Origin of the sequence: Paenibacillus lautus NBRC 15380, from assembly GCF_004000945.1 — a bacterium.
In the GTDB taxonomy this organism is placed as follows: Bacteria; Bacillota; Bacilli; order Paenibacillales; family Paenibacillaceae; genus Paenibacillus_AQ; species Paenibacillus_AQ lautus.
In genome coordinates, this window is record NZ_BIMF01000003.1 from 238,911 (window position 1) to 262,781 (window position 23,871).

The following is a 23,871-nucleotide window of genomic DNA, read 5'->3' on the forward strand; positions in this document are numbered from 1 at the left end:
TGCAGCCATCATGCTCGGGGTTTACGCCTCGCTTAGATAGACATACAAATCCCCAAGCGTGGTTGCATGGCCGCGCGCCTGAATTTCTTGCATATAATCCGCCCACAGCCGGGCGGTCATGCGCGCGTCGGACAGAGCATGATGTCTGCCCTCCACCGGAATGCCGCTGCTTCGCAGCAGCTCATCCAGACTGTAATCCTTCTGCTCAGGATATAATCTCTGCGCAAGCATCATCGTATCAAGGAGCCGGTGGGTTAATCGAACCTTCGATGTCTTCCACAAGGCTGCGTTCAGGAATCCGCGGTCATGCGCAGCGGCATGGGCAACAAGCACCCTGCCTCCTATAAAAGCCATGAAATCATGCAGCCCCTCCATTAAAGGCGGGGCTGCATCAACCATATGCTGCGTAATTCCTGTCAGCTCAGCAATGAATGGAGGAACAGGAGCACCGCTGTTAACGATCATATGAAAGGTTTCGTTCTCAATCACTTGCTCCCCGATGACCTTGGTTGCACCGAATGACAAAATTTCATCACCGTGCTGGTGATTGAACCCCGTCGTCTCGAGATCAAATACGACAACCTCCAGCTCGTCCAGCGGGGTACCCAGCACCTCCGGCCTCCGGTTATCCTTCATCTGGGATCGGATGAAGGCCAGCTGCTGCGCTGTCTGCGCCCCGCGCATGGAAGCGATGGCTGAATTAAAGTTACCCGAACGGAGCGATCTCCAGAAGCCCCCGTTCGATTGTCCCGGTTCAGTCATGGTTTCCTCCTCTCCGCAAAACGGTGCTCTCGCTGCAATGACCGGTGTATCCGTCTGACAACACCAAGCGTATCGCGAAGCTCGTACTGCATGGTTTTGTTCTTGAGCTGCTCCTGCGAAATATACCCGCTGCTGGTGATCAGCCCGTTCTCCACCCGATGGGGCGTGTTATTCCTCAATCGAAGAGCCGTCAAGAAAGCACGCTGTACGCTTTCCAGCAGCAAATTGCCGCCCTCAAGCAGCATGACCTTCTCCATCCGCTTTTGCGTCGAGGTTTCGGTGATGCCTCTTTGCAGCGCCATCGTGCGGATGCTGTTCACAAGGGGAATGTAGACGCCATACTTTACGTCAAATTCACCGGCATGCTCACCAAACCGCTCCGTCACAATTCGCCCCATAACATTAAGCGTTGCCTTGTGCTTGACCGTGTTTCGCAGTACGGCATAGCCGATGTTCGGGTGCAGCTCGACCGAGCTCCGGAAATGGTCGGTCCAAGCCTCCGATAGCTCGCCATCTCCCGCTATATGACGGAGATCCGAAGCGATGATGAAATTGCGAATCGGCTCCCACTGCTGATCTCCACACCACTCGCTAATCTGATTTTTCCAATCGCCAAGCTTTTTGCTCCATAAGGGTTCGGAACACATCACCTTTCCCGAACATTTGGGATAGCCTGCATACTCCAACAGATTCACCAGCCGAAGGCCATATTCCCGAAAAAAGGGAAGCTGATCCTCCTCCAGCTCATCGCCAATGATCAAACCGTTGTCCTGATCGCTCCACAGCGTCGCTTCCTGTCTTCCGCTGCTGCCAAAAGCAACAAACGCATAACGCGCAGGAGGCCGGCCCAAGCCAGCCTCCCACATGTCCTGCTCACAGATTGCCGCGGCACGCTGTCCAATCAGATCGTGCATCGTATTGACGGATGCGATCCACTCTCTCAGCTCCATGTCATAACGCATCTCGATCAGATGGTTCTGACAAACGATCCGTTCATCTCGTAATTGCTGGGCTGTTGCTGCTGTCTGAATTTCCGAGAATACCGGAAACAGATTGACGGATTTCAGAGGTTTCATGCCGCGGCCTCCTTATTACATATTCATGAACTATTTAGAGTTTAGTACTTATAAAGCCGTGTCGCTTCCAGGTACCGCTTTGCCCCCGGAACGAAACTCAGGGGACTTCCCTTCCGATTCCGCCAGAAGTTTCATTTGCTCCGGATATCCGTAAGTTCCGTGTTCACTGATATCAAGACCCACCAATTCTTCTTCCTCCGTTACGCGGATACCCATCGTAACTTTCATGATATACAGAATGATGAATGAGATCACGAGAACGAATGCAAAGGTGCCGACCAGGCCCAAAAGCTGAACGCCAAGCTGACCGAAGCCCCCGCCGTAGAACAAGCCTTCTTTGCCTACGCCTGTAATTTCAACAAGTCTCGGTGCTGCGAACAAACCGGTGGATACGGCACCCCACATACCGGCAATACCATGTACGGAGAATGCATATACAGGATCATCAATGCCTTTGCGGTCAAACCACTGAGCCGTAAAGAAGGTAATCGTACCGGCTACTGCACCGATAACGACAGCCGCCCAAGGTTCCACGAATGCACAAGCCCCTGTGATCGCAACGAATGCGGCGAGAATACCGTTCAGCATGCTGGGAATGTCCGCTTTGCCCAGAACCGCCCAAGAGATCAGCAACGCCGCAAGCGCACCTGCCGCAGCTGCGATATTCGTATTTAATGCCACAAAACCGAAGAAGCCGTCCGTGAGTGCGGAGATCGTGCTGCCTGGATTAAAACCGAACCAGCCGATCCAGATGATGAAAACGCCGAGTACCGATAAAACTTGGTTGTGACCCGGAATGCTGTTAGGCTTCCCGTCCTTATTATATTTGCCAAGTCGAGGCTTCAGAAGAACGGTAGCCACGAGCGCCGCTGTAGCGCCTGTCAAGTGAACGACCGTCGATCCGGCAAAGTCCTGCATACCCAGAGCCCCGAGCCAGCCGCCGCCCCATACCCAGTGAGCAACAATCGGGTAAATCACGATGGTGAACAGCAATCCGAACACGATATAAACGCTGAGTTTCGCCCGTTCTGCCATACCTCCGCAAGCGATAGCCAAGGATACGGCTGCAAAGGATAAATGGAACAGAAACATAATGGTTGTTGGCACATCGTAAGCGGACAAGGAATCAAAAGAGCCGGCCGCATTGTCACCGCTTAAGAAAAAACCTTCAAATCCGAAAAAACTGTTTCCGTTACCGAATGCTAGGCCAAACCCTAGCGCCCAGAAGGCGACGATTGAAATGCCGAAGGTCAGGAAGGTTTTACCTGCAACGTGGCCTGCATTCTTCATACGAACCGATCCGGCTTCCAGCAGTGCGAACCCTGCTTGCATGAAGAATACGAGCAATGCTGCCAAGAATACGAACACGGAGTTCAAGCCAGCCGTTAATTCAACATTCGTGGCTCCCCCATCAGCGGCAAACGCGCTCGCCGGGAATGCAAGCAATGCGATTACTCCCGCCATTAAACCTAGCCATCTTTTTTTCATGTTTTACACTCCCCTTAATGTAAACTAATATAACATAACCTTGAATTCATATTGTCATTATAGGGGGGAGAATGAAAATCCGCAACGGTTTTTTTCAAAATAAACTTCAGTTATGTAATATAATCTAACATTAAGTGCATACAGTGCAAATCGTCTAACATCCTGTATAGTATAAGTAAAGACTAAGCTTCAAGGTTTTTTGTCACAACTATGACGTTTGACTGTATGGTTCATGATCATGTATCATATTTCTATTAAAATGAAAATATAAATGCATTCATTAATGTCCATTCAATGAAAGCTTGTGAGGTGATGAATGATGGGGATCACGAGAGGAAACCTTTTCCGGATCGGTGAGCTGGCCAAGGTTGCCGGAATCAGCGAAAGAACCATTGACTATTATACGAAGCTGGGTTTGATCTCCCCTGAGAAACGGACGTTAAAAAACTACCGGTTGTACAGTTCTGAAACCTTAAGCACTCTCGAACGTATTAATCAGTTAAAGCAAGAGAAATATACTCTCGATGAGATTAAGGAGAGGCTGGATCGCTGGAAGTCGGTTCCCGATGATTCCGAAATGACGGAGAAGCTAACTAAGCTCGAAATACAGATGAAACAGCTGGAACGGGATGTGAAGGAACTCAACCCGCTTCTAAGTGAATTAAAGCCAAGTCAAGCCCGGGAGGTACTAGCTAACATTCTTCCTAAAGGGGCTGCTTGCATCGAGTCGCTACAAATCTTGCTGAACCAGTTCACTTCGATGTAAATGGTGAAGAACCAAATAACAACTTTGTATGGGGGTATGATATATGTATTCTGACTGGATGTTTATTCTCATTATTATCGCTTTTATATTCTCGCTCTGGGCTCAATTCCGGGTTAAAGGCACATTTAACAAATGGGCCAAGGTTGAGAACAGCACCGGCATGACCGGATACGATGCGGCCCGGCATATGCTGGATGCCAACGGACTCCACGACGTGCCGATTGAACCGGTGCCAGGCACACTCTCCGACCACTATGATCCGACCAAACGCGTTGTGCGCTTGTCAGAGCCCGTTTATTATGAACGTACCATCTCGGCCGTCTCCGTTGCTTGTCACGAGGTCGGCCATGCGATCCAGCATGCCGAGCACTATCCGATGCTTGTAGCCCGTCACAAGATGTTCCCGGTCGTTAACTTCGCATCGGGTATCGCTCCGTTTCTCTTGATTGCCGGATTCCTGTTCCAAGCCATGAACCTGGTCGGTCTCGGCATTATCTTCTTCTCTTGCGCCGTTGCCTTCCAGCTTGTCACTCTGCCGGTCGAGTTTAACGCAAGTAACCGTGCCCGTCAGCTGATGGTTCAAGAAGGCTATATCGCCAATGACGAAGAACGCGGAGTTGCTAAAGTATTGAACGCCGCGGCCCTGACCTACGTCGCTGCAGCCTTGATCTCTTTGCTCGAGTTGATCCGGTATATCATGATCTTTACGAGCAACCGGGAATAAACCAATACGCACAACAACAAAGGGCTTTCCTCTCTACCATGGATGGGTGGAGAAGGAAAGCCCTCTTTTTTATATGTTATTTTTGATTAATGAAGCCAGGTTAGGGAGTTGATGCGTCAGTCCCTGCACCTTCCTTTTTCGGCGACGGATCAATGCCAAAATATTGAAGCAAAAACGCACGGAAGGCTTGCGCAACCGGTGGCAGCTTCTCGTCCGCGCGGTGAATCAGACCGATGGAACGCGTTACCTTCGGCTCCGAGATCCGGACGCGTGCTGGCTGCAGCGGATTCGTCTGGAACAGCGCCATTTCAGGAAGCAGGCTGACCCCCATGCCGGCCGCAACCAGCCCGCGGATCGTATCCGTCTCCTCGCCTTCAAAAGCAATTTTCGGCGTGAACCCGGCTTCCAGGCAGGCATGCCACACGATCGGGCGCAAGGAGTAGCCTTTGCTGAACAGCACAAAGCGCTCCTCCTTCAATTGCTCCAGCTTGATGGTCTGCTCCCCCGCAAGCGGGTGATTCGGTGGCAGGATCGCAAACAGCTCCTCTGTCAAGACGATATCTCCGTCCACTTGATCATGGCGATCCGGAAACGGAGACACAAATGCCAAGTCCACTTCAGCCCCGACCACGTCCCGGATCAGTGTCGGGAACATCCCCTGCTTGAACCGGAACTTCACGTTCGGGTACTTCTTCCGGAATTCAGCCACAATGGACGGAATCAAATGGATGCCCAGGCTGTGAGGGAATCCGATGCGGATTTCCCCCTGCTCCGGGTCCAGAAATTCATGTATCTCGACGACCGCACGGTCCAAATCCTTCATAATGCTCTCCACCCGTTTGCAAAAAAGCTGACCAACCGGCGTTAACTGCAGATTCCGGCCTTTTTGCATGAACAAATTAACACCAAGCTCTTCTTCCAACTGATGTATTTGACGGCTGACGGCTGATTGAGCCACATGAAGCTCTTCTGCCGCTTGGGTAACGTGTTCCTTTTGCGCAACCTTTACAAAGTATTGCAACTGTCGTAATTCCACGCCTTTTATCGCTCCATTCTTATTCCCTAGAAGACTTGAAGACTTTATCAAATCATCCAATTCTATTATAACAGACCCTCTAAGGTCCGATTATGTTCGACGTTTAAATAATCGAATCATGAGACCGTAGAGGAAAAATCCGCCTACCAATCCGCCGACATGTGCTACAAGGCTGACCCCTGGTGTAAACGAGAACAGTATCCCCAGAATAAGCAGGGTGAACAGCGTCTTGCGGGACGACTCATCCATGACATGCCGCTGGAACAGGGCGATGTACAGATAAGCGCCATAAGCTCCGTATATGGCTCCTGAGGCGCCTACAAGGAAGGTATAGTCCTCCATGCGCTCATAATAAGCCAATCCGATTACATTACCGAGAACACCGCTGAGCAGATACAGAATGGCAAATTTCCAGCTCCCCATGATTCTCTCCAGCGGGGGAACAAATACCAGCAGTGCGAAGCTGTTGAACAAAAAGTGGTCAAATCCGTTATGGAGGAACATCGCCGTAAAGTATCTCCATGCCTGATCAACGAACTGCGGCAAATCCGATAAAGCTCCATATTTCAGCAGCGTAACCGGGTTTCTGGAACCGCCGTCAAAGGATGTAATTACAAACATCACCAGGTTGATCACAAGCAGCAGCGATGTAACGGGATAATAACGCAAATAACTTTTCCAATTTTCATAACGTACGAATATCATAGCATCCTCCTCATCCTAAACCAGGCAGGGGTGCCCCATAGTGGACATTCCCTTTTTAAAAAGATTATAATGTACCATGAACCTGATCACCAAACTTTGATATCCAAGGAGGAGATTTCTCATGGCTCAAGAACGTTCAGGAGCTGCCACTTTTAAAGGCAATCCTATTACACTCATCGGACCACAGCTCAAGGCTGGTGATGCCGCGCCGGATTTTACAGTGAGCAAAAACCTGCTCGAAGACGTATCTCTTAAAGATTATGCCGGTAAAATCAAGCTGATCAGTGTCGTTCCTTCCCTCGACACCGGGGTATGCGATGCTCAGACGCGCCGTTTCAATGAAGAAGCAGCTGGTCTAGGCGATGATGTGGTGATCCTTACGATCAGTGCCGACCTTCCGTTCGCCCAAGCCCGTTGGTGCGGAGCTGCAGGCGTTGACCGGGTCATTACGCTATCCGACTATAAATCGCGTTCTTTCGGTGAAGCGTATGGCGTGCTTATCAAGGAATTCCAGCTCGACATGCGTTCGATCTTCGTCGTGGATACTAACGATACCATCACCTATGTAGAATACCTTGGTGAAATGACGGAGCACCCGAATTACGAAGCCGCGATCGATGCAGTAAAATCTTTGCGGTAACACGCCAAAGGCTACATACACTGCACACTTTTAAAAAGCGGGAGAGCAGCTCTCCCGCTTTTTCTTATTCTACTAAGCATCCACTTTATACTTGCTCAGTTTTTTATCCAGAACAGCGTACAGGTTCAAGATAACCCGGTAGTTCGCTCCCAGATCCCCTAGGGAACCGCGGGACGCCGAATACATATCAACTGCGCTGCGAACCGGACTGATGCCGAGCACGGATACGGTAATGTCCAGTGTACGTCCAAACGAGGTTCTTTTCTCGAGCGTGATTTCTCCCACGGATTTAACCTCATGCAGAACTTTGTAACCCGGAATTTTTTTCAGTGTCGAGGAAACCTCTTCAAAACACTTTTCTTTTGAAAGATTGTAATAACGCGTCTTCAGCTTGGGATCTTTAGCACGGTCGCTTGTGCCGTCGTAGCTGCGCACGATACCAATTAGAACTCGTTTTAATGACAAAGACCGTTCCTCCTTTATAAATGACCGTTCCTTTCCATACTCTAGTTTAACATTGTTTATGCTTTCAGCAAACCTTTATATATAGCAAAAAGACACCTCTTTCACTTCGAATTCGAAATAAAAGAGGTGCCCATTCATTGGTTAAACGAAACCCGCCTATGCCGTCCGGTAAACATTGTCTTCGAACCTGCATTAGCAGGTGGGTGACCGCAGAACCGCTTATGAATTCCCCTTGTCATATAGACAGGGCATTTCAGCCACGATTACGTATAGATCTCCCTAGACATCGTCATTGGTTCAAAACAACGGAAAACCGAAACGAACATCGCAGGATGTAGTCTTATTATAGGGGGTTTTGCCGGAAAAGTAAACCTCGCATTATTTAAGGTTTCGATCCGTTCTCTCCCTTTTTGGCAGAATCCATGCTTTCCAGAAGGGCTTGTTCGGTTTCGGACTCCTCTTCCTCGGCTTTCTTCATCTTCTCCTGCTGTTCCTGCATTTTGGTGAAGGTGGCATAGAAGTTAAAGAACGCGAACAATGCCATCAGGCAGAACAGGAAGAACACGAACAGCACCGGCATCTGCGTGCCGATATACGCCAAGACAGCGCTTCCGATCAAAGTCGAAAATACGCGGAACGGACGAATCAACGTCAGCAGCACCGCATTTTTCAACAGCTGCGTCGTTTTCATCTCATAATGAACGGCCATGGAGAAGAAATTGAACAGGGAGACAAACAGCACGATAAGCAGCACGAGCATCACAATGCCGACAAGCTGGAAACCATCAAGCTGCGTCATATAAACCGTGTAATCCACGTACATAATCACGAACAGCAGCGTATAAAAAATACCGCCGATCATGCTCTGCTTGTAATTTTCCTTATAACCCTTGAAAAACGTTTTAAATACGGACACATCCGGATTGCCCATTACCCATTTGCGTACAACGGTAAATAAAGCCGCCGTAGCCGGAAACAAAACAAACGGTGATAATATTCCCAGAACCCAGTTGGACAGCAGCTGCTCATTATGCGCCTCCGGTGTCTGAACGGCCATCAGGAATTTGGTTAGAACGATAAACAGGAAAGGCGATGTACAAATAACCCACAAGATGTTCGAAAAAGCAATTCGGGTAATCCACTCGGTGAGCTTGTATAAGCCACCCATGGCTCCTTTCATTTCCAAATCCGTTTCCTCCTCACTCAAATCATGCATGTATCTATTAATATACCTTATTTGGTACATGCATTGCCAGAGCCTAATTTCAACGCACCTGGGTGAATGTCCAATCCATCGCCGTGGTTTCCCCATACGATATCTCGTAATCCGTTCAACAAACTTGAATTTCCAAATTTAAAGAGGAGGGATTATGTATGTCTTGTGAAGGTGGCGGCGGTTACGGCTACGGAAATAATGTTGGTATTGTCCTGGTTCTGTTCATTCTCCTTGTAATTATTCTCAGCACATTCTACATCTAATGTCTCTTTGAATCGTGAAGTGAGACAGATCGGCTGTTATTGCTCTAAAACTGCGAGTTTAAAGGGGATGCACCCTGGGTGCATCTTCTTTAAACATGAACAAAAGACGAAGCGCGGCTCCACCTGGTGTGGGCAGCTGCTTCGTCTTTTAATGTTCGTTTACTTCATTTCAGAAGAAGTTAACCGTTAAATACTATTCGTCTCCGCCCCGGTTAGGACGACGTTCGCCGCCGCTGTAGGAACGAGGTTTACGGTCACCACTATTGTTGCGGTCACGGTTGTAGCCACCGCCATCGCGGTTGCCATAACTGCTGCTTCCACCTTTGGAGTAGCCGCCACGGTTACCACCGCTGCCGCTTCCACCCTCACGGCGATATCCACCACCGCTGTTACTGCGTCCGCCATAGCCACCGCTTGGCTTGCGACCACTGCGGATGTCCGGCTTACGGCGTTTTGCACGGATCGGATCTTCCGGAGTCAAGTGAATATCGGATCCTTCCTTTTTGTCTCCAGTCAGGATCTTCATTGCAGCTGCCAGCAATTGTACGGAATCGTATTGTTCCAGCAATTGAATGGCAAGACCTTTATACTCGGTCAATTCACCTTGCTCAATAATTTCAAGCACACGTTCAGCGATAATGCGCTGTTTACCTTCAATAGCTTCAGCGATCGTAGGCAAAGGTTTACGTGGAATACGGTGACGAGTCACACGCTCGATAAAGTACAGATGATCCATCTCACGAGGAGTTACGAAGGACCAAGCTGTACCTTCTTTACCCGCACGGCCTGTACGTCCGATACGGTGTACATAACTTTCCGGATCTTGCGGCAAGTCAAAGTTCACAACATGGGTAACGCCCGATACGTCGAGACCACGTGCAGCCACATCTGTCGCTACGAGAACATCAATGCTGCCGTCACGGAATTTACGCATAACGGTATCACGTTGATGCTGGGACAGGTCACCATGGAGACCGTCTGCAGAGTAGCCGCGTTTTTGCAGGGCTTCTGCCAGTTCGTCTACCCGGCGCTTCGTGCGTCCGAATACAATCGCAAGCTCAGGCGATTCCATATCCAGAAGGCGGCTCAGCGCTTCAAACTTTTGACGCTCAGGAACTTCAATGTACGCTTGATCAATCAGAGGTGCACTAACGTGCTTAGGAATAACGGATACATGCTCAGGGTCTTTCAGGAACTGAGAAGCCAGTTTCTGAATGTTAGCCGGCATAGTTGCGGAGAACAGCAAGGTTTGACGTTCTTCAGGAACTAGCTTAAGGATCGACTGGATGTCTTCCATGAAGCCCATGTCCAGCATTTCATCCGCTTCATCCAATACAACCGTTTGGACATCATCAAGTCGGATGGTTTTTCTGTTGATGTGGTCAAGTAGTCGACCTGGTGTGCCGATAATGATTTGAGGCTTCTTTTTCAAAGCGCGGATCTGACGCCCGATATCCTGTCCGCCATAAATAGCCAAGGAACGGATTCCTTTAAAACGGGACAGTTTACCGATTTCTTCAGCAACCTGAATGGCTAGTTCACGGGTCGGCGTCATAATGAGAGCGACGATACGCTCCTCTTCCTTGGCGATTTTGTGGATAAGAGGAAGGCCGAATGCTGCTGTCTTACCAGTACCTGTCTGTGCTTGTCCAATCATGTCCTTGCCGGTTAGGGCAATCGGAATTGATTGGGATTGGATCGGTGTGGCTTCCTCAAAGCCAAGTTCGGTAATTGCTTGCAGCACGCGCGGCTCCAAGCCAAAATCTGCGAAATTTTTCAATAGGTTCATACTCCTTCTATCTGTGGACTTCCACTTTCTTCTCTGTATTCTTAAGTAGTGGTGACGTTTATAGGCTTTCCCGGCCAGCAGGATTTTCTGCACGAGGTGAACCGGTATATTTCTCTTATCACCAGCATGTTGACTGGTTAATGTATAATCATCCTGATAAGCTTGCAAAGTTATCAATGTAACGGACTACTCAAGAATATCCAATACATTATATCACAAAACATTTCTGGAATACCAGCAAGCTTAAAGAAGTCATAATAACCGGGAGGTGATTCCTATGTTGAAGCGTCTATGGACCTATTTTTCGATCGTGTTCGGCGGCATCATTATCGCCGGCGGATTTAATTTGTTTCTGATTCCACATCATCTGCTCAGCGGAGGCGTTTCCGGCGTCGCTCTGATTATCGGCTATTTCACGCCGCTAAATATCAGCATCATGTATTTTGTGCTCAATATCCCGATTCTTATAACCGGTTGGTTCAAGCTTGGCAAAAGGTTCGTTGGTCTCAGCGTTCTCTCGGTTATCGTTACAACTCTATTCCTGGAGCTCATTCCGGTTACTCCGGTTGCAACCGACATGCTGCTGTCCTCCGTTTTCGGCGGCGTGCTTGTCGGATTCGGTACCGGCCTCTCCTTTCGAGTTGGCGGTTCCACCGGGGGCTTTGATATCATCGGCTCCCTCGTTACGAAATACCGGGACTTCCCCGTTGGAAGTGTGCTCGTGACGCTGAACGCCATCGTCATTATGGCAGTTGCCTATTTGGAAGACGACTGGAATCTGGCCCTCGCCTCCATGGCCTCCATCTATATTGCCGGAAAGATGGTGGATATGCTCCACGTCAGTCATATCAAGGTTACGGTCTTTATTGTCACGAACCAGACGGAAGCCCTGCTGGAGAAGCTGCTTAAGCGCCCCCGCGGTATAACCAAGATCAAAACCGAGGGGGCCTTCAGTCATAAAGAAAAGGATATGCTAATGACCGTCACGACGCGATATGAGCTGGCTGAGCTAAAACAAATCATTACGGAGACAGATCCCCTAGCCTTCGTTAATATCGTGGAAACTACGGCTGTCATGGGTCAATTCCGCAAGAACTAAATATTTACCACCTGTGAGGGTATGGTAAATTTGTGGTATAATATTGGTGCGCGGTTCCTACAATATTCATGAGATCTTTTCCCGGGCATCGCTTTGGCCCAATTTTAATTGTTTTTCCGTTTTACAAAAGAACGTCCTGCCTAACCAATTTGGAAGGAAAGGGTGATTTTTATGGAAATGGAAACGGTAAAATTGTCACAAATCGTCATGAAGTGGTTCCCGGAAATGATACCGTTCTTTAGACAGAACGAACTGAATTCCATGATCGTTCTTAGGGACGGGCTGAGTATTCTGGAGCAGGAGGACGCTCTTGAAATCATTCAGTTCAGCATTTGCGAGCATCAGAACCAAACGCCGCTTCATTAATTTTAATGCTTCACGTAAATATCGCACGACAAGTGCCGTTATTCTCCGGTAAAATTCACCGGTGAGTAACGGCATTTTTTTATGGATAAATGTAAATTCTATAAGCACGTCATTCCCCACCAAAGCAGGTAAAGCTGCTGTAAACGCTATCCACCTTCTTTTATGGCTGTTATATTCCGATGCTAGTCACTCCCCATGTTCACACGTTGTTCACGGCCAACTGCCACAAATGTCGATTTTTAGCGTTTAGAACGCCCTTGACCCGTTTAATGAACTAAGTACGCTCACCCGCCGTTTCCAATTTATTGTCGATTGTAACAATCCTGTTCTTTTTGAAGGCATCCGTTCCTTTATAATCATGATGTGAATGTACACAAGGGAGAGAGTAATTATGAATATCATCTTGGCTTTATTCATCTTGGCGTCCGCGGGCTTCGGCGGTTCCAGTCCGCAAGATAACAATCTTCCCGCCAAACTTCAGGCTTCGTTAAATACCGCCATAATTCAGGGCATGCACCAAAATAACAACCAGGGTCAAGGACACTCCGGCATTCAGCCAAACACGACGGAAATCGATCCGCAGATTGACGCGCCTAAAGTCAAGGGCATTTATGTAACGGCTTATAGCGCAGGCGGCTCCAGAATGAATCAGCTCGTGGATCTTATGGACAAGACCGATCTTAATGCGATGGTCATCGACATCAAGGACGATGAAGGATACATAACGTACAAAACCGATAATCCGAAGCTGAAGGAACTCGGTAAATCCCAGCCTTTTATCAAAGACATCAAGCAGCTGATGAAGCGGCTGGAGAAACACGATATTTATCCGATCGCCAGAGTTGTTGTGTTCAAGGATACCATCCTTGCCAAGAAAAACCCGGAGCTTTCCTTCCGTAAAGGAGACGGCAGCGTCTGGACCAATGGCGGGGGCGACAGCTTCGTTAACCCGTACAGCAAAGAGGTTTGGGATTACAACATCGAAATCGCCAAGGAAGCCGCAAAACTCGGATTCAAGGAAATCCAGTTTGATTATGTCCGTTTTCCGGAGGGCTTTGAGAAACGTGCCGATTCCCTGAAATATACCAAGACGGATCAATCGCGTGTGGACGTGGTATCCGATTTTGTGCAATATGCCCGGGAAGAGCTAGCGCCGCTCGGCATACGCGTATCCGTTGACATCTTCGGGTATGCTGCTTCGGTACCCGCGGCAGAAGGGATCGGCCAAGACTTCGTCAAAATTTCCAAGAACGTCGATATCATCAGCCCGATGGTATACCCAAGCCATTACACGGCAGGCTGGTTCGGCTCCCCTGTACCGGATAAGGCTCCATACCAGACCATCAAAGGCTCCATGGAAGATACCCACAAAAAGCTGGAAGAGCTGGGAGATCAAAAACCGATCATTCGGCCTTGGATTCAGGACTTTACCGCGAGTTGGCTTGGAAGCGGAAATTATGCCAAGTACGGTAAAAAGGAAATCGAGGAGCAGATTCGCGCCCTCAAGGATACAAACGTCGATGAATATTTACTCTGGAATGCTTCCAACCGTTATACGGAAGGCGTCACTCATAAATAATTCAATTATCCATTCGTTAAGGGTCGGCCCATCAACAGGGCCGGCCCTTTCTGCGTTCAAATCGATCGGTGAGCTTACTTGACAGCAGATGCTATGATGAAGATTAGGGCCGGGCTTCGGGCCCTGAACATGCAAACCTGACGCACTCCGATTCAACCGCTGGTTGAGTTCTGGCTCGCCGCTCAATAAGCCAGTTATTGTTCCCATCCTTAGCAAGACTCTACAATATGGGGGCAGCGTCATAAAAACTACAATAAGAAAGGCACATCGCACATGCAACCGACCACTACAACACGGGGAAAGCTGAAGCAATTCGCGATTATTCTTATCCCCATTCTGATTACACAGCTAGCCTTATCGGCCATTACTTTTTTTGACACCAACATGTCCGGAAAATTCAGCTCCGCTGACTTGGCAGGCGTAGCGATCGCTACAAGCATCTGGATCCCGGTCCAAACCGGCCTCAGCGGAATTCTGATGGGGATAACCCCCATCGTTTCGCAGCTCATTGGCGGGCGTCAGGAAAATAAAGTCGCTTACCAAGTTAACCAGGCGCTCTGGCTGTCCATCTTACTCGCCATCGTCGTGCTTGGGATCGGGTATGCCGTTGTACCGGGCATTCTTGGAGCCATGAGCCTCGAGCCGGAAGTTCGGCGGATTGCCTCCCAGTTTCTCGCCGCCATATCGATCGGCATCATTCCGCTGTTCGCCTACACCGTGCTCCGCAGCTTTATCGATGCTCTGGGGCAAACTAAAATTTCCATGGTGATCACGCTGAGTACCCTGCCGGTGAACGTAGGCTTGAATGCGCTATTCATTTATGGATTCTGGGGCTTTCCAAGAATGGGGGGCGTGGGCGCCGGCCTCGCTTCCGCGATTACATACTGGACCGTTCTCATCATCGCCATGGTGATCATCCATAACAATCACCCGTTCTCTCCATTCGGCATCTTCAGGCAGCTTCAGGGTGTTTCCTTGAGTGCATGGAAAAGCCTGTTAAAAATCGGCGTGCCGATCGGGTTCTCCATCTTCCTCGAGACCGCTGTTTTCGCAGCAGTGACGCTGCTCATGAGCAGCTTTGATACGGCGACCATTGCCGCACACCAAGCGGCCCTGAATTTCGCTACGACACTGTACATGCTGCCGTTAAGCATATGCATGAGTCTGACGATCCTTGTAGGCTTCGAGGCCGGCTCGGGACGCATGAAGGATGCCTGGAAGTACGCTAAACTCGGCATCAGCACAGCCGTTATCCTGTCGCTGATCACGGCTGTCATCCTGTTTATGGCCGGCCGCCAGGTCGCCGGATTATATTCCAACGAGCCTGCGGTCGTGGCGCTGATCCAGCAGTTTCTGTTGTTCGCGATCTTCTTCCAGATCTCGGACGCTATCGCCACTCCGACCCAAGGGGCGCTGCGGGGCTATAAGGACGTTAATGTCGCTTTCATGCTCGCTTTTTTGTCGTTCTGGGTGATTGGCCTGCCAGTAGGATATGTGCTCGCCAACTACACCGATTGGCAAGCCTTCGGCTACTGGATCGGCTTAATCACGGGCCTTGCCGTCGGCGCTGCCCTGATGCTGATGCGTCTGGTCAAAGTTCAACGCAAGTTCGCACACCAGGTCAATGCACAAGCCCGATCCGCATCCTAAACGTCTATCGACGTACTTCTCAGAAGACAGACCGCTTTTAGCGGGTTTTTTCTTGCGAGACAGGGATGATAAGCCTCTGAAGTGTATACTTTCTTATCGTAATAAAAGACCGTCTCCATGCAGAATGCGTTCTGCAATGTGAGACGGTCTTTTTGCTTATCGTCAGAAATTAGGACACGGCCTAATTTATTGGGATAATCGCAATGCCAAATCATATAGTTCACGGTTAAATTCTTTCTTCGTATTAACGACCTTGTCAATATCCGTCAGGACCAGCTCACCCTTGATGATACCGCATCCTTTATCGGATTGGCCGTCAATCAGACTGCGAACTGCAAAATCGCCAAGACGGCTTGCCAGGTTGCGGTCAAACGGAGTCGGAGCTCCACCGCGCTGGATATGTCCGAGCACCGTTACCCGTGCATCGATCGAGGCATGGCACTCTTTAAGATCACATACGATATCCTCACCGCGTCCGACGCCTTCCGCTACGATGATGATACTGTGACGCTTGCCTTTTGCAAAATTTTCGCGCAAGCGGGTTGCCACTTCATCAAGGTTGTACTCCACTTCCGGCACCAGAATGGTCTCTGCCCCTGAAGCAAGACCCGCATGGAGCGCAATGTCGCCGCAGTGGCGTCCCATAACCTCTACAACGGACGAGCGCGCATGGGAAGACATCGTGTCACGCAGTTTGTTAACGGCGTCTACAACAACGCTCACGGCTGTATCAAAGCCGATCGTATAATCCGTAAAGGAAATATCGTTATCAATCGTTCCAGGAAGGCCCATCGTTTTGATTCCGAGTTTGCTGAGCTTGTTCGCCCCATGGTAAGAACCGTCCCCACCGATAACGACCAGCCCGTCGATGCCATGCTGGTTCAGAATCTCGGCACCCTTCCGCTGCCCTTCCGCCGTCTTGAACTCTTCACAGCGGGCGGAACGAAGGATCGTGCCTCCGCGCTGGATGATATCCCCTACGCTGCGAAGATCCATTTTGACAATGTCGTTCTCCAGAAGTCCTTGGTAACCGCGCTGAATGCCATATACTTCAAGACCGTAATACAGACCGCTGCGTACAACGGCGCGAAGCGCCGCGTTCATCCCTTGGGAATCGCCACCACTTGTAAGAACTGCAATTTTTTTAACCTCTGCCATGTTTCTTTTCCTCCTTCAATGTCACTCATGCTTATGCTTGCGAATCCATCGGCTGTTGACGTAGAAAAAGATCCGGGTCATCGGACTCTTCTTCATCAAACGTTTGGATACGGAGCGAACCAGTTGCTGCTCGCTGACTTTTGGATCGGATAAATATAACGCCAGTAACCCCTCAATGATCATACGATGAAAAGGGGTCGAGGGAATTGTTCTGACATCCTTCCGGGCCCACTCAACAATGGAAGCTATACGGTTCAGCATCGTATCGGCATCTTCGTAATAATTACAAAAGTTCAGATCGCCGCCCAGCCTGTCTTCGTCTTGATCAATAAGATAATCCAGCATAATGTGGAGACTGCATACATTCGGAAAATAAGACGCATGAATGGACGAAGCATCCTCGTCATCCAGAAACGGATCGGTTGCAGCCAAGAATAGCATGAACACACCCAAGGTTGATCCCGTTGCTGCCGCAAACTCATTCCACCGCAGATGCGGTGTCCGGTGAGCATGCAGGGACCACCATTCAAGCAATGCCGCTTCCCTCTTATCCGGATGGATGTGCTTGTATACCTGCAAATCGGTATACAGCCCAGCCAAATCCCTTATGTAGGGCTTTGCCGCTTCATATCCTGATAATTGACCGATGCAATCCCGGCATTTCTGCACAAGACGGAGAAGGTAACCTCCATCCTCCCTTTCGGTCCGGAGTGCGTAATAATCGGCCGGCTCAGTCTCAGGCGTAACGGCATCCAGCATCGACTGATGGAGCTGTCTGAAATCCGCTGGGTCCAGCGAAGTACTACGGTCACATAAATTATCGAGATAATCGCTAATTGTCTGGTAAGCTACAATCAATGGAATGAGAATATGCTTCTCCGGCAGATTGGCTGCGGCATACACCGCACCGCCCTGGCAGTGGAATCTTTTGTTATCTATACTGGCCAGTGCCTGCTTTCGTAGCTCCTCATCCGGAATTTGCTCAGCCTCCCGGCGCCACTTCTCCAATTCGATCCGCACTTCCGGGAGTATGAATTTGTACACCCGGCTCATCAGCCCGACAGGACTGCGCGGAACCTTACGGCTTAGCTCTTGATTATTCAATGAACTCTGCCTCCACATGGTTGTCTTTTTATCCCTATCCAAATCAAACCTATTATAATATGATCGTTCATTTTGCACAAATAACACAAATCATTGACGGCGTATGGTAGTTGAGCGCGTCCTATTATCCATCTATCTCCATTCTGCGATATGTTATATACTAGTCGGAGCTGAATAACAGACCATGAACCTCACGAATAGCGTATATGCGCCGGGTTCATAAAAAGAACGGAGATCCCCAGCATGAAACTTCCCGCTACGAAAAGACCGGATCAGAATTGGCTGCGCGCCTTTATGTTTACGATATTTGGCACGACAGCTCTCGTCATTTCCTATTTCCCGCTATATTTCAAAGAAATCGGCTTCAGCAGCGCGCAGATCGGTTATCTGTATGCCATCGGCCCGCTTATATCCATGTTCTCCAATATGATTTGGAGTTACACGAGCGACAAATACCGGACCATCAAACGCATTATGAACATTCTGATAATCGGACAGCTTGTCACGATGCTTGTTTTGTGGCAGGTTGCAAGCTTCGGCGTTGTATTGATTACAATCAGTTTGTTTTATTTTTTCTACTATCCGGTCTATCCCCTGGCGGATACAATGGCTATCCAAACGGCACAGAGGTACGGACGCAGCTTTACCGTCATTCGCGTATTCGGCTCACTCGGCTACGCGTTCTTCGCGCTTGCTATTGGATATGCCATCGGTGCCGCGGGCGCGTCGGCCACACTGGCCATCGGCATCGGAATCGGCGTGTTCACGCTGCTCTGCTCGTTTCTTCTCCGCGACGGAGTTGCTGCCAAGTCGGAGCCTGTCGAACTGGCAGCCCTCCTCAAGATATTGCGTTCCAAAGAAATATTGTGGTTCTTCGGCTGCTCGTTCTGTCTTGCCATCGCCCACCGTATGAATGAAGCCTTCCTCACGCTTACCTTATCCGACCTGGGTGCAGGCGAAGGACTCATCGGCTGGTCCTTGATGGTCTCGGCTGCCAGCGAGATCCCGATCTTCTTCCTGCTAAGCAAGTATGGCGACAAGATGAAGGAGCTGCCTCTGCTGGCTTTTGCAAGCCTGATGTTCGCGCTCCGTTTCCTGCTCATGGCCCTTGCAGCTGACCCGTTGTCCGTGCTCGCGGTTCAGTCTCTTCACAGCATTACATTCGGCGTGTTCTATGTAACCGCCGTGCGGTATATTACCAGGATCATCCCTTGGCAGTACCGCGCGACCGGCATGGCTCTATTCGTTATCTTCTGGTCAAGCGTTTCAGGACTGCTCAGCGGAGCCTTCGGCGGTTTGCTGTTCGAAGCCGCAGGAAGACCCACCTTCTATCAGCTCGCTGCCCTCTTGGCCTTTGCCGCTGGTCTCGGGTTTCTTTACCGGCACCTCTTTGCCAAGCCGGAGGATATGAATGTCGGCGGGATCAGCGCTTAGACTACCCGCTTGCATTTTCCTCCCTTGCTCCAAAAACAGCAAAGGCAAGTACGGACCAGATATTCATCCGTACTTGCCTTTGCTTACTGATGACAATGGCTTGACCCATCGGAATACAAAAAAGCACAGTTCTCTAAACCGAGAACTGTGCTTCATGCCTTGGTAATTCTATAAGATCTCCGTATTGGGAGCTAACTTACAGTTTTGTTACGTTGGCTGCTTGAGGACCACGGTTACCTTCAGTGATGTCGAACTCAACCGCTTGACCTTCTTCCAAACTCTTGAAGCCTTCTTCTTGAATTGCGGAGAAGTGTACGAATACATCCTCGCCACCTTCAACGGAAATGAAGCCGTAACCTTTTTCTGCGTTAAACCATTTAACTGTACCTTTCAAATGAACAACCTCCTAAAAATACCGCCATCTATGGCGAATATCCATATTATATCCCATGTTTTCTGACAATGCAATCCGTCAATTCGCCCTAAGGGGCTTTTTTTGAGCCACTATTTAACAGAAGATTATTTGCTTTTACGCCCGCGAGTGCGTTATCATTTACCCAAAAGCCTAAGTAGCAAACGGAGAATGCATATGATCAAAAAACATGAAATATACAAAAAAGACAAGTGGAACATGATGACGGTTGAAGTTCAGGGCCGGTACATCGTTCTCCGCGAAATTTCTGACCAGTGGGGTGAAGAGACCCATACCTTTATGAGTCGGCCAGCCTTGATGCACTGGGCTCAAAACCGTTTCCCCAAAGCAGATTTTGAAGGCCGGGAAGATGAGTGGAGAGACATGATGGCTGCTTTTAAGCAGGTGTAGAGCATGGATTATACGAATATCGTCATCTTCATTATCCTCGCGTTCAGTCTCGGTGCCATCATGATCATGTACCGGGATAAGATACCGCCAAGACTGAGGAAGGGGATGGCCCTGATTGCCGTCGCCTTCATCTTGTTTGCCTTTTACCTTATTGTATACAGCTTCTTGAATCTGGGTTCCTCGTAAATTTATAGGATGAAAGTGGCGGGTACGCGGCATACTATCGCTCGGATGCTTCAATTCGAGGAGGTATTATGCCATGAGAGGCGCCAAGGTGCTCTGCATTACGATTGCAATCAGCCTGATCGCTCCATCGACTACCCGCAACGAAGTCTTATCTGAAGGAACCCGGACTCCAACTAATACCTATCATTCAAGGAGGATTTCCATGGAACAATTGTTAAAACGCGCTGATGTCCCTAAAGAGCATCAATGGAAGCTTGAAGATTTATTCGCTGACCAGAAGGCATGGGATGCGAGCTTTGCGGAGCTGAAGAATCTTCTGAAACGCACAGCCGATTATCAAGGCAAGTTAACCAACGCAGCTTCCATCAAGGAATGCTTCGAGCTCGAAGACGAAATCTCATATCACGCCGAACGCTTATACGTGTATGCCCATATGCACCATGATGAGGATACAGCAAACCCTACATATCAAGCACTGACTGCCAAAGCCAAAAAACTGAACGTGGAAGCCGGAGAAGCCCTCTCCTTCATCACACCTGAAATTCTGTCCCTGTCCGAAGCGGAACTGGATAAACTGATCGATGACCCTTCCCTCAAGGAATTCAAATTCACGCTGACCGAAATGAAACGGGAGAAAGCGCACGTTCTGTCCAAGACGGAAGAAGCGCTGCTGGCTCAAGTCGGCAACCTCTCCTCTGCGCCGCAGACCATTTTCGGCATGCTTAACAATGCGGATATGAAATTCCCGAAAATCAAAAACGAGGACGGCAAGGACGTCGAGCTCACGCACGGCAACTATATTCAATTCCTGGAAAGCCCGAACCGCGAAGTTCGCGAGCGTGCTTTCAAAGCCGTGTACGAAACCTACGGCAAGCAGAAAAACACGATTGCAGCTACGCTGAGTGCCAATGTAAACAAAAATATTTTCTATTCCCGCGTGCGCAAGTACCCTTCCGTTCTCGAAATGGCGCTCTATGGCGATAACATTCCGAAGGAAGTCTACACCAACCTGATCGACACGATTCACGAGAGCCTGCCGCTTCTCCACCGCTACATGGAGCTCCGCAAGAAGCTGCTGGGTGTGGATGAGCTTCACATGTACGATTTGTTCGCTCCGCTCGTAGAAGAGTACAAGTGGGATATTACTTACGAAGAAGCGAAGCAAATGACCAAGGAAGGTCTTACGCCGCTGGGCGAAGATTATCTGAGCAGCCTGCAAGCAGGATACGACAACGGCTGGATCGATGTATACGAGAACGAGAACAAACGGACTGGCGCGTACAGCTGGGGCGCTTACGGCACCCATCCTTATGTGCTGCTGAACCATAAAGATAACCTGAACAGCATGTTTACCCTTGCTCATGAGATGGGTCATGCGCTTCACTCTTACTATTCCGATAACGCCCTGAAATACCGCGATGCCCAGTACACCATCTTCCTGGCTGAAGTGGCATCCACCACGAACGAGGCGCTGCTGATGGATTACTTGCTGAAAAACGCCAAGGATCCGAAGCAGAAAATGTACCTGCTCACCTACTATGCCGATCAATTCCGGACAACGGTATTCCGTCAAACGATGTTTGCCGAATTCGAGAAGATTGTGCACGAACGCGCGGAGAGCGGCGAATCCCTGACTCCTCAGGATCTATCCGACATCTATTATGAGCTGAACGTGAAATATCACGGCAAAGGCATGCAGGTGGATAAGGAGATCGGCATGGAATGGGCGCGGATTCCTCATTTCTACAACAGCTTCTATGTATACAAATACGCGACCGGCTTCTCGGCTGCGACCAGCTTCTCCAAGCAAATCCTTGAGGAAGGCCAGCCTGCCGTTGACCGTTACCTCTGTTTCCTGAAGAGCGGCGGCAGCGATTACTCCATTAACATTCTCAAGAAGGCCGGCGTGGATATGTCCTCACCGGAGCCGATTCGTGAGGCGATGAGCGTGTTTGAAGACATCATCAGCCAGATGGAGCAATTGACGAAATAAACATCCTCTATTGCAGGATGAGCGAATCTCAATTGACCAGTGGAATAAAATCCCTTGCCCTTTACAGGCAAGGGATTTTATACTGTTTGGAGGAAGGAGGTGTTTCCCATGAAAATTCAATGGTCGCTAATCGCAGCCTTATTGTTCGCCCTGATTACGGCTGTATTCGCCGTCATCAATGTCAATCCGGTCGCAGTCAATCTGTTATTCGGCACAGTCAATGTACCGCTGATTCTGCTGATTATCGGGTGCTCGCTAATCGGGGGACTCATTGTCGGTACGTTCGGCATTTACCGTCAATATCAAATGCAGAAGGAGATCCGTTCGTTAGCGGAGCAACTTATACATATCCGTGAAGTAACGGGATACACCCCGGAAGTACAAGCTGCGGAAGAGGAAAGCAAGAAAGAACAAAAGGACGCCCCCGCTGAATAGGGAGGGCTGTTCGTTTGAAACAAGGAGGCTTAACAATTCGTGTCGATACAACCGAATGAAACTTATGTGCTGGACCTGCTAAAAGAACTGCTCGATACACCGAGCCCTACCGGATATACCCAAGACATTATGAAGCGAATCGAACAGGAAGCCGCAACGCTTGATGTTTCGCTGGAATGGAATGAAAAAGGCGGTGCCATCCTGTCCGTTCCCGGACAAGACGGCAGCCGTACGGTTGGTCTGAGCGCTCATGTGGACACGCTTGGCGCGATGGTTCGTGCCGTGAAATCAGAGGGCACACTCCGCCTTACCTCCGTTGGCGGATACATGATGAACAGCATTGAGAATGAATACTGCATCATCCATACTCGCAGCGGCAAGAAATATACAGGCACCATCCTGTCTACCCATCCTTCCGTTCACGTGTACAGCGATGCTCGTGATTTCAAGCGCCAGGAAGCCCATATGGAGGTCCGGATCGACGAATTGGTGGAGTCGGCCGATGATGTGAAGAAACTCGGCATCGGGGTTGGAGATTTTGTTTCCTTTGATGCCCGTCCGGTCATTACGCCAAGCGGTTACATCAAATCGCGCCATCTGGATGACAAAGCCAGCGTCGCCGCACTCTTCGGCTTGCTTGAAAGCATGAAGCGGGATAACTGGGAGCCTAAACACAATGTGAAGCTTCTCATCTCGAACTATGAAGAAGTGGGACATGGCGCTGCCTACATTCCTGCCGACATCAACGAAATGATTGCGGTCGATATGGGCTGCATCGGCGATGACCTGAGCTGCAAGGAAACCGATGTGTCCATCTGCGCGAAGGATTCTTCCGGTCCCTACGACTATGACATGACCAGCCGTTTGATCCAGCTGGCCGAAAGCGAGGGCATTGCTTATGCGGTGGATGTCTACCCTCATTACGGCTCTGACGCTTCCGCTGCGCTCTCCGCAGGCAGCAATATCAAGGCCGCGCTGATTGGTCCCGGCGTTCATGCATCCCATGCGATGGAAAGAACGCATAAACAAGCCGTTCTTAACACCGTCAAACTGCTGGCAGCTTACGTAAAGTAAATCATTCATAACCAACGTCTATCCACGTACTTGCACAAAA

25 protein-coding genes and 1 other RNA gene are annotated in these 23,871 nt (G+C 49.5%); 14 read left to right on the forward strand and 12 right to left on the reverse strand.

Going from position 1 to position 23,871, the window contains the following annotated elements:
- Positions 1–21 precede the first annotated feature (21 nt).
- The 3 genes from PLA01S_RS08215 to PLA01S_RS08225 are packed head-to-tail and all read right to left on the reverse strand — an operon-like array spanning position 22 to position 3,326.
- Entirely contained in the window at positions 22–762 is a 741-nt protein-coding gene (locus PLA01S_RS08215; protein ID WP_100538482.1) for a 3'-5' exonuclease, read from the reverse strand.
- Positions 759–1,838, reverse strand: a complete 1,080-nt coding sequence (locus PLA01S_RS08220; RefSeq protein WP_127591513.1) for a DUF294 nucleotidyltransferase-like domain-containing protein — start codon at positions 1,836–1,838, stop codon at positions 759–761. Before PLA01S_RS08220 ends, PLA01S_RS08215 begins: the two co-directional genes overlap by 4 nt.
- Before the next feature lie 48 nt (positions 1,839–1,886).
- Positions 1,887–3,326: an ammonium transporter gene (locus PLA01S_RS08225; RefSeq protein WP_100538484.1), complete on the reverse strand. Its 1,440-nt coding sequence runs from the start codon at positions 3,324–3,326 to the stop codon at positions 1,887–1,889.
- A 316-nt stretch (positions 3,327–3,642) separates the two neighbouring features.
- On the opposite strand from PLA01S_RS08225, the gene PLA01S_RS08230 reads away from it, so the two are divergent.
- Positions 3,643–4,092 carry a MerR family transcriptional regulator gene (locus PLA01S_RS08230; RefSeq protein WP_100538485.1) on the forward strand — a complete coding sequence of 150 codons (450 nt, stop codon included), beginning with the start codon at positions 3,643–3,645 and terminating at the stop codon, positions 4,090–4,092.
- A 43-nt stretch (positions 4,093–4,135) separates the two neighbouring features.
- Positions 4,136–4,816 (forward strand): zinc metallopeptidase, encoded by a 681-nt coding sequence (locus tag PLA01S_RS08235; RefSeq protein WP_009594846.1) that lies wholly within the window; start codon positions 4,136–4,138, stop codon positions 4,814–4,816.
- 100 nt (positions 4,817–4,916) lie between these two features.
- On the opposite strand, the gene gltC is transcribed toward PLA01S_RS08235, so the two are convergent.
- Both gltC and PLA01S_RS08245 read right to left on the reverse strand, forming a co-directional pair.
- Positions 4,917–5,852: a glutamate biosynthesis transcriptional regulator GltC gene (gene gltC, locus PLA01S_RS08240; protein WP_100538486.1), complete on the reverse strand. Its 936-nt coding sequence runs from the start codon at positions 5,850–5,852 to the stop codon at positions 4,917–4,919.
- A gap of 90 nt (positions 5,853–5,942) precedes the next feature.
- Positions 5,943–6,557 (reverse strand): rhomboid family intramembrane serine protease, encoded by a 615-nt coding sequence (locus PLA01S_RS08245; protein ID WP_100538487.1) that lies wholly within the window; start codon positions 6,555–6,557, stop codon positions 5,943–5,945.
- A 121-nt stretch (positions 6,558–6,678) separates the two neighbouring features.
- Between PLA01S_RS08245 and tpx the strand changes: the two genes are divergently transcribed.
- Positions 6,679–7,197 carry a thiol peroxidase gene (gene tpx / locus PLA01S_RS08250; RefSeq protein WP_071223106.1) on the forward strand — a complete coding sequence of 173 codons (519 nt, stop codon included), beginning with the start codon at positions 6,679–6,681 and terminating at the stop codon, positions 7,195–7,197.
- A gap of 72 nt (positions 7,198–7,269) precedes the next feature.
- On the opposite strand, the gene PLA01S_RS08255 is transcribed toward tpx, so the two are convergent.
- The 3 genes from PLA01S_RS08255 to PLA01S_RS08265 all read right to left on the reverse strand — a co-directional run bounded on the left by PLA01S_RS08255 (position 7,270) and on the right by PLA01S_RS08265 (position 8,848).
- Positions 7,270–7,662 carry a DUF1499 domain-containing protein gene (locus PLA01S_RS08255; RefSeq protein ID WP_006211699.1) on the reverse strand — a complete coding sequence of 131 codons (393 nt, stop codon included), beginning with the start codon at positions 7,660–7,662 and terminating at the stop codon, positions 7,270–7,272.
- A 145-nt stretch (positions 7,663–7,807) separates the two neighbouring features.
- Positions 7,808–7,999, reverse strand: a non-coding RNA gene (ssrS, locus tag PLA01S_RS08260) — 6S RNA.
- 45 nt (positions 8,000–8,044) lie between these two features.
- Entirely contained in the window at positions 8,045–8,848 is an 804-nt protein-coding gene (locus PLA01S_RS08265) for a YesL family protein (protein WP_100538488.1), read from the reverse strand.
- Between the two features lie 188 nt (positions 8,849–9,036).
- Here PLA01S_RS08265 and PLA01S_RS32270 point away from each other — a divergent pair, with 188 nt between their 5' ends.
- Positions 9,037–9,141 (forward strand): YjcZ family sporulation protein, encoded by a 105-nt coding sequence (locus PLA01S_RS32270; RefSeq protein ID WP_207797483.1) that lies wholly within the window; start codon positions 9,037–9,039, stop codon positions 9,139–9,141.
- Between the two features lie 193 nt (positions 9,142–9,334).
- On the opposite strand, the gene cshA is transcribed toward PLA01S_RS32270, so the two are convergent.
- Positions 9,335–10,921: a degradosome RNA helicase CshA gene (gene cshA / locus PLA01S_RS08270; protein ID WP_127591515.1), complete on the reverse strand. Its 1,587-nt coding sequence runs from the start codon at positions 10,919–10,921 to the stop codon at positions 9,335–9,337.
- A gap of 286 nt (positions 10,922–11,207) precedes the next feature.
- Between cshA and PLA01S_RS08275 the strand changes: the two genes are divergently transcribed.
- The 4 genes from PLA01S_RS08275 to PLA01S_RS08290 all read left to right on the forward strand — a co-directional run bounded on the left by PLA01S_RS08275 (position 11,208) and on the right by PLA01S_RS08290 (position 15,624).
- Entirely contained in the window at positions 11,208–12,029 is an 822-nt protein-coding gene (locus PLA01S_RS08275) for a YitT family protein (protein WP_127591517.1), read from the forward strand.
- A gap of 171 nt (positions 12,030–12,200) precedes the next feature.
- Positions 12,201–12,395, forward strand: coding sequence for a hypothetical protein (locus PLA01S_RS08280; RefSeq protein ID WP_006211704.1), 195 nt, complete (start codon positions 12,201–12,203; stop codon positions 12,393–12,395).
- A gap of 391 nt (positions 12,396–12,786) precedes the next feature.
- Positions 12,787–13,974 (forward strand): putative glycoside hydrolase, encoded by a 1,188-nt coding sequence (locus tag PLA01S_RS08285; RefSeq protein WP_127591519.1) that lies wholly within the window; start codon positions 12,787–12,789, stop codon positions 13,972–13,974.
- Positions 13,975–14,247: 273 nt separating this feature from the next.
- Complete coding sequence (locus PLA01S_RS08290; RefSeq protein ID WP_127591521.1) at positions 14,248–15,624, forward strand: MATE family efflux transporter; 1,377 nt, start codon at positions 14,248–14,250, stop codon at positions 15,622–15,624.
- Positions 15,625–15,810: 186 nt separating this feature from the next.
- Here PLA01S_RS08290 and pfkA read toward each other — a convergent pair whose 3' ends face one another.
- Positions 15,811–16,782, reverse strand: coding sequence for a 6-phosphofructokinase (pfkA, locus tag PLA01S_RS08295; protein WP_127591523.1), 972 nt, complete (start codon positions 16,780–16,782; stop codon positions 15,811–15,813).
- A gap of 21 nt (positions 16,783–16,803) precedes the next feature.
- Positions 16,804–17,886, reverse strand: coding sequence for a tetraprenyl-beta-curcumene synthase family protein (locus tag PLA01S_RS08300; RefSeq protein WP_100538494.1), 1,083 nt, complete (start codon positions 17,884–17,886; stop codon positions 16,804–16,806).
- 243 nt (positions 17,887–18,129) lie between these two features.
- Here PLA01S_RS08300 and PLA01S_RS08305 point away from each other — a divergent pair, with 243 nt between their 5' ends.
- Complete coding sequence (locus tag PLA01S_RS08305) at positions 18,130–19,320, forward strand: MFS transporter (RefSeq protein WP_127591525.1); 1,191 nt, start codon at positions 18,130–18,132, stop codon at positions 19,318–19,320.
- 196 nt (positions 19,321–19,516) lie between these two features.
- Here PLA01S_RS08305 and PLA01S_RS08310 read toward each other — a convergent pair whose 3' ends face one another.
- Positions 19,517–19,714 carry a cold shock domain-containing protein gene (locus PLA01S_RS08310; protein ID WP_006211711.1) on the reverse strand — a complete coding sequence of 66 codons (198 nt, stop codon included), beginning with the start codon at positions 19,712–19,714 and terminating at the stop codon, positions 19,517–19,519.
- Positions 19,715–19,909: 195 nt separating this feature from the next.
- On the opposite strand from PLA01S_RS08310, the gene PLA01S_RS08315 reads away from it, so the two are divergent.
- The 5 genes from PLA01S_RS08315 to PLA01S_RS08335 all read left to right on the forward strand — a co-directional run bounded on the left by PLA01S_RS08315 (position 19,910) and on the right by PLA01S_RS08335 (position 23,831).
- Positions 19,910–20,143, forward strand: coding sequence for a hypothetical protein (locus PLA01S_RS08315; RefSeq protein WP_100538495.1), 234 nt, complete (start codon positions 19,910–19,912; stop codon positions 20,141–20,143).
- Between the two features lie 3 nt (positions 20,144–20,146).
- Entirely contained in the window at positions 20,147–20,329 is a 183-nt protein-coding gene (locus PLA01S_RS08320; RefSeq protein ID WP_100538496.1) for a hypothetical protein, read from the forward strand.
- A 202-nt stretch (positions 20,330–20,531) separates the two neighbouring features.
- On the forward strand, positions 20,532–22,322 hold the full coding sequence (gene pepF / locus PLA01S_RS08325; RefSeq protein ID WP_127591736.1) for an oligoendopeptidase F: 1,791 nt from the start codon (positions 20,532–20,534) through the stop codon (positions 22,320–22,322).
- 108 nt (positions 22,323–22,430) lie between these two features.
- Positions 22,431–22,757, forward strand: coding sequence for a LapA family protein (locus PLA01S_RS08330; protein WP_100538498.1), 327 nt, complete (start codon positions 22,431–22,433; stop codon positions 22,755–22,757).
- Between the two features lie 39 nt (positions 22,758–22,796).
- Complete coding sequence (locus PLA01S_RS08335) at positions 22,797–23,831, forward strand: M42 family metallopeptidase (RefSeq protein ID WP_127591527.1); 1,035 nt, start codon at positions 22,797–22,799, stop codon at positions 23,829–23,831.
- The last annotated feature ends 40 nt before the right edge of the window (positions 23,832–23,871 follow it).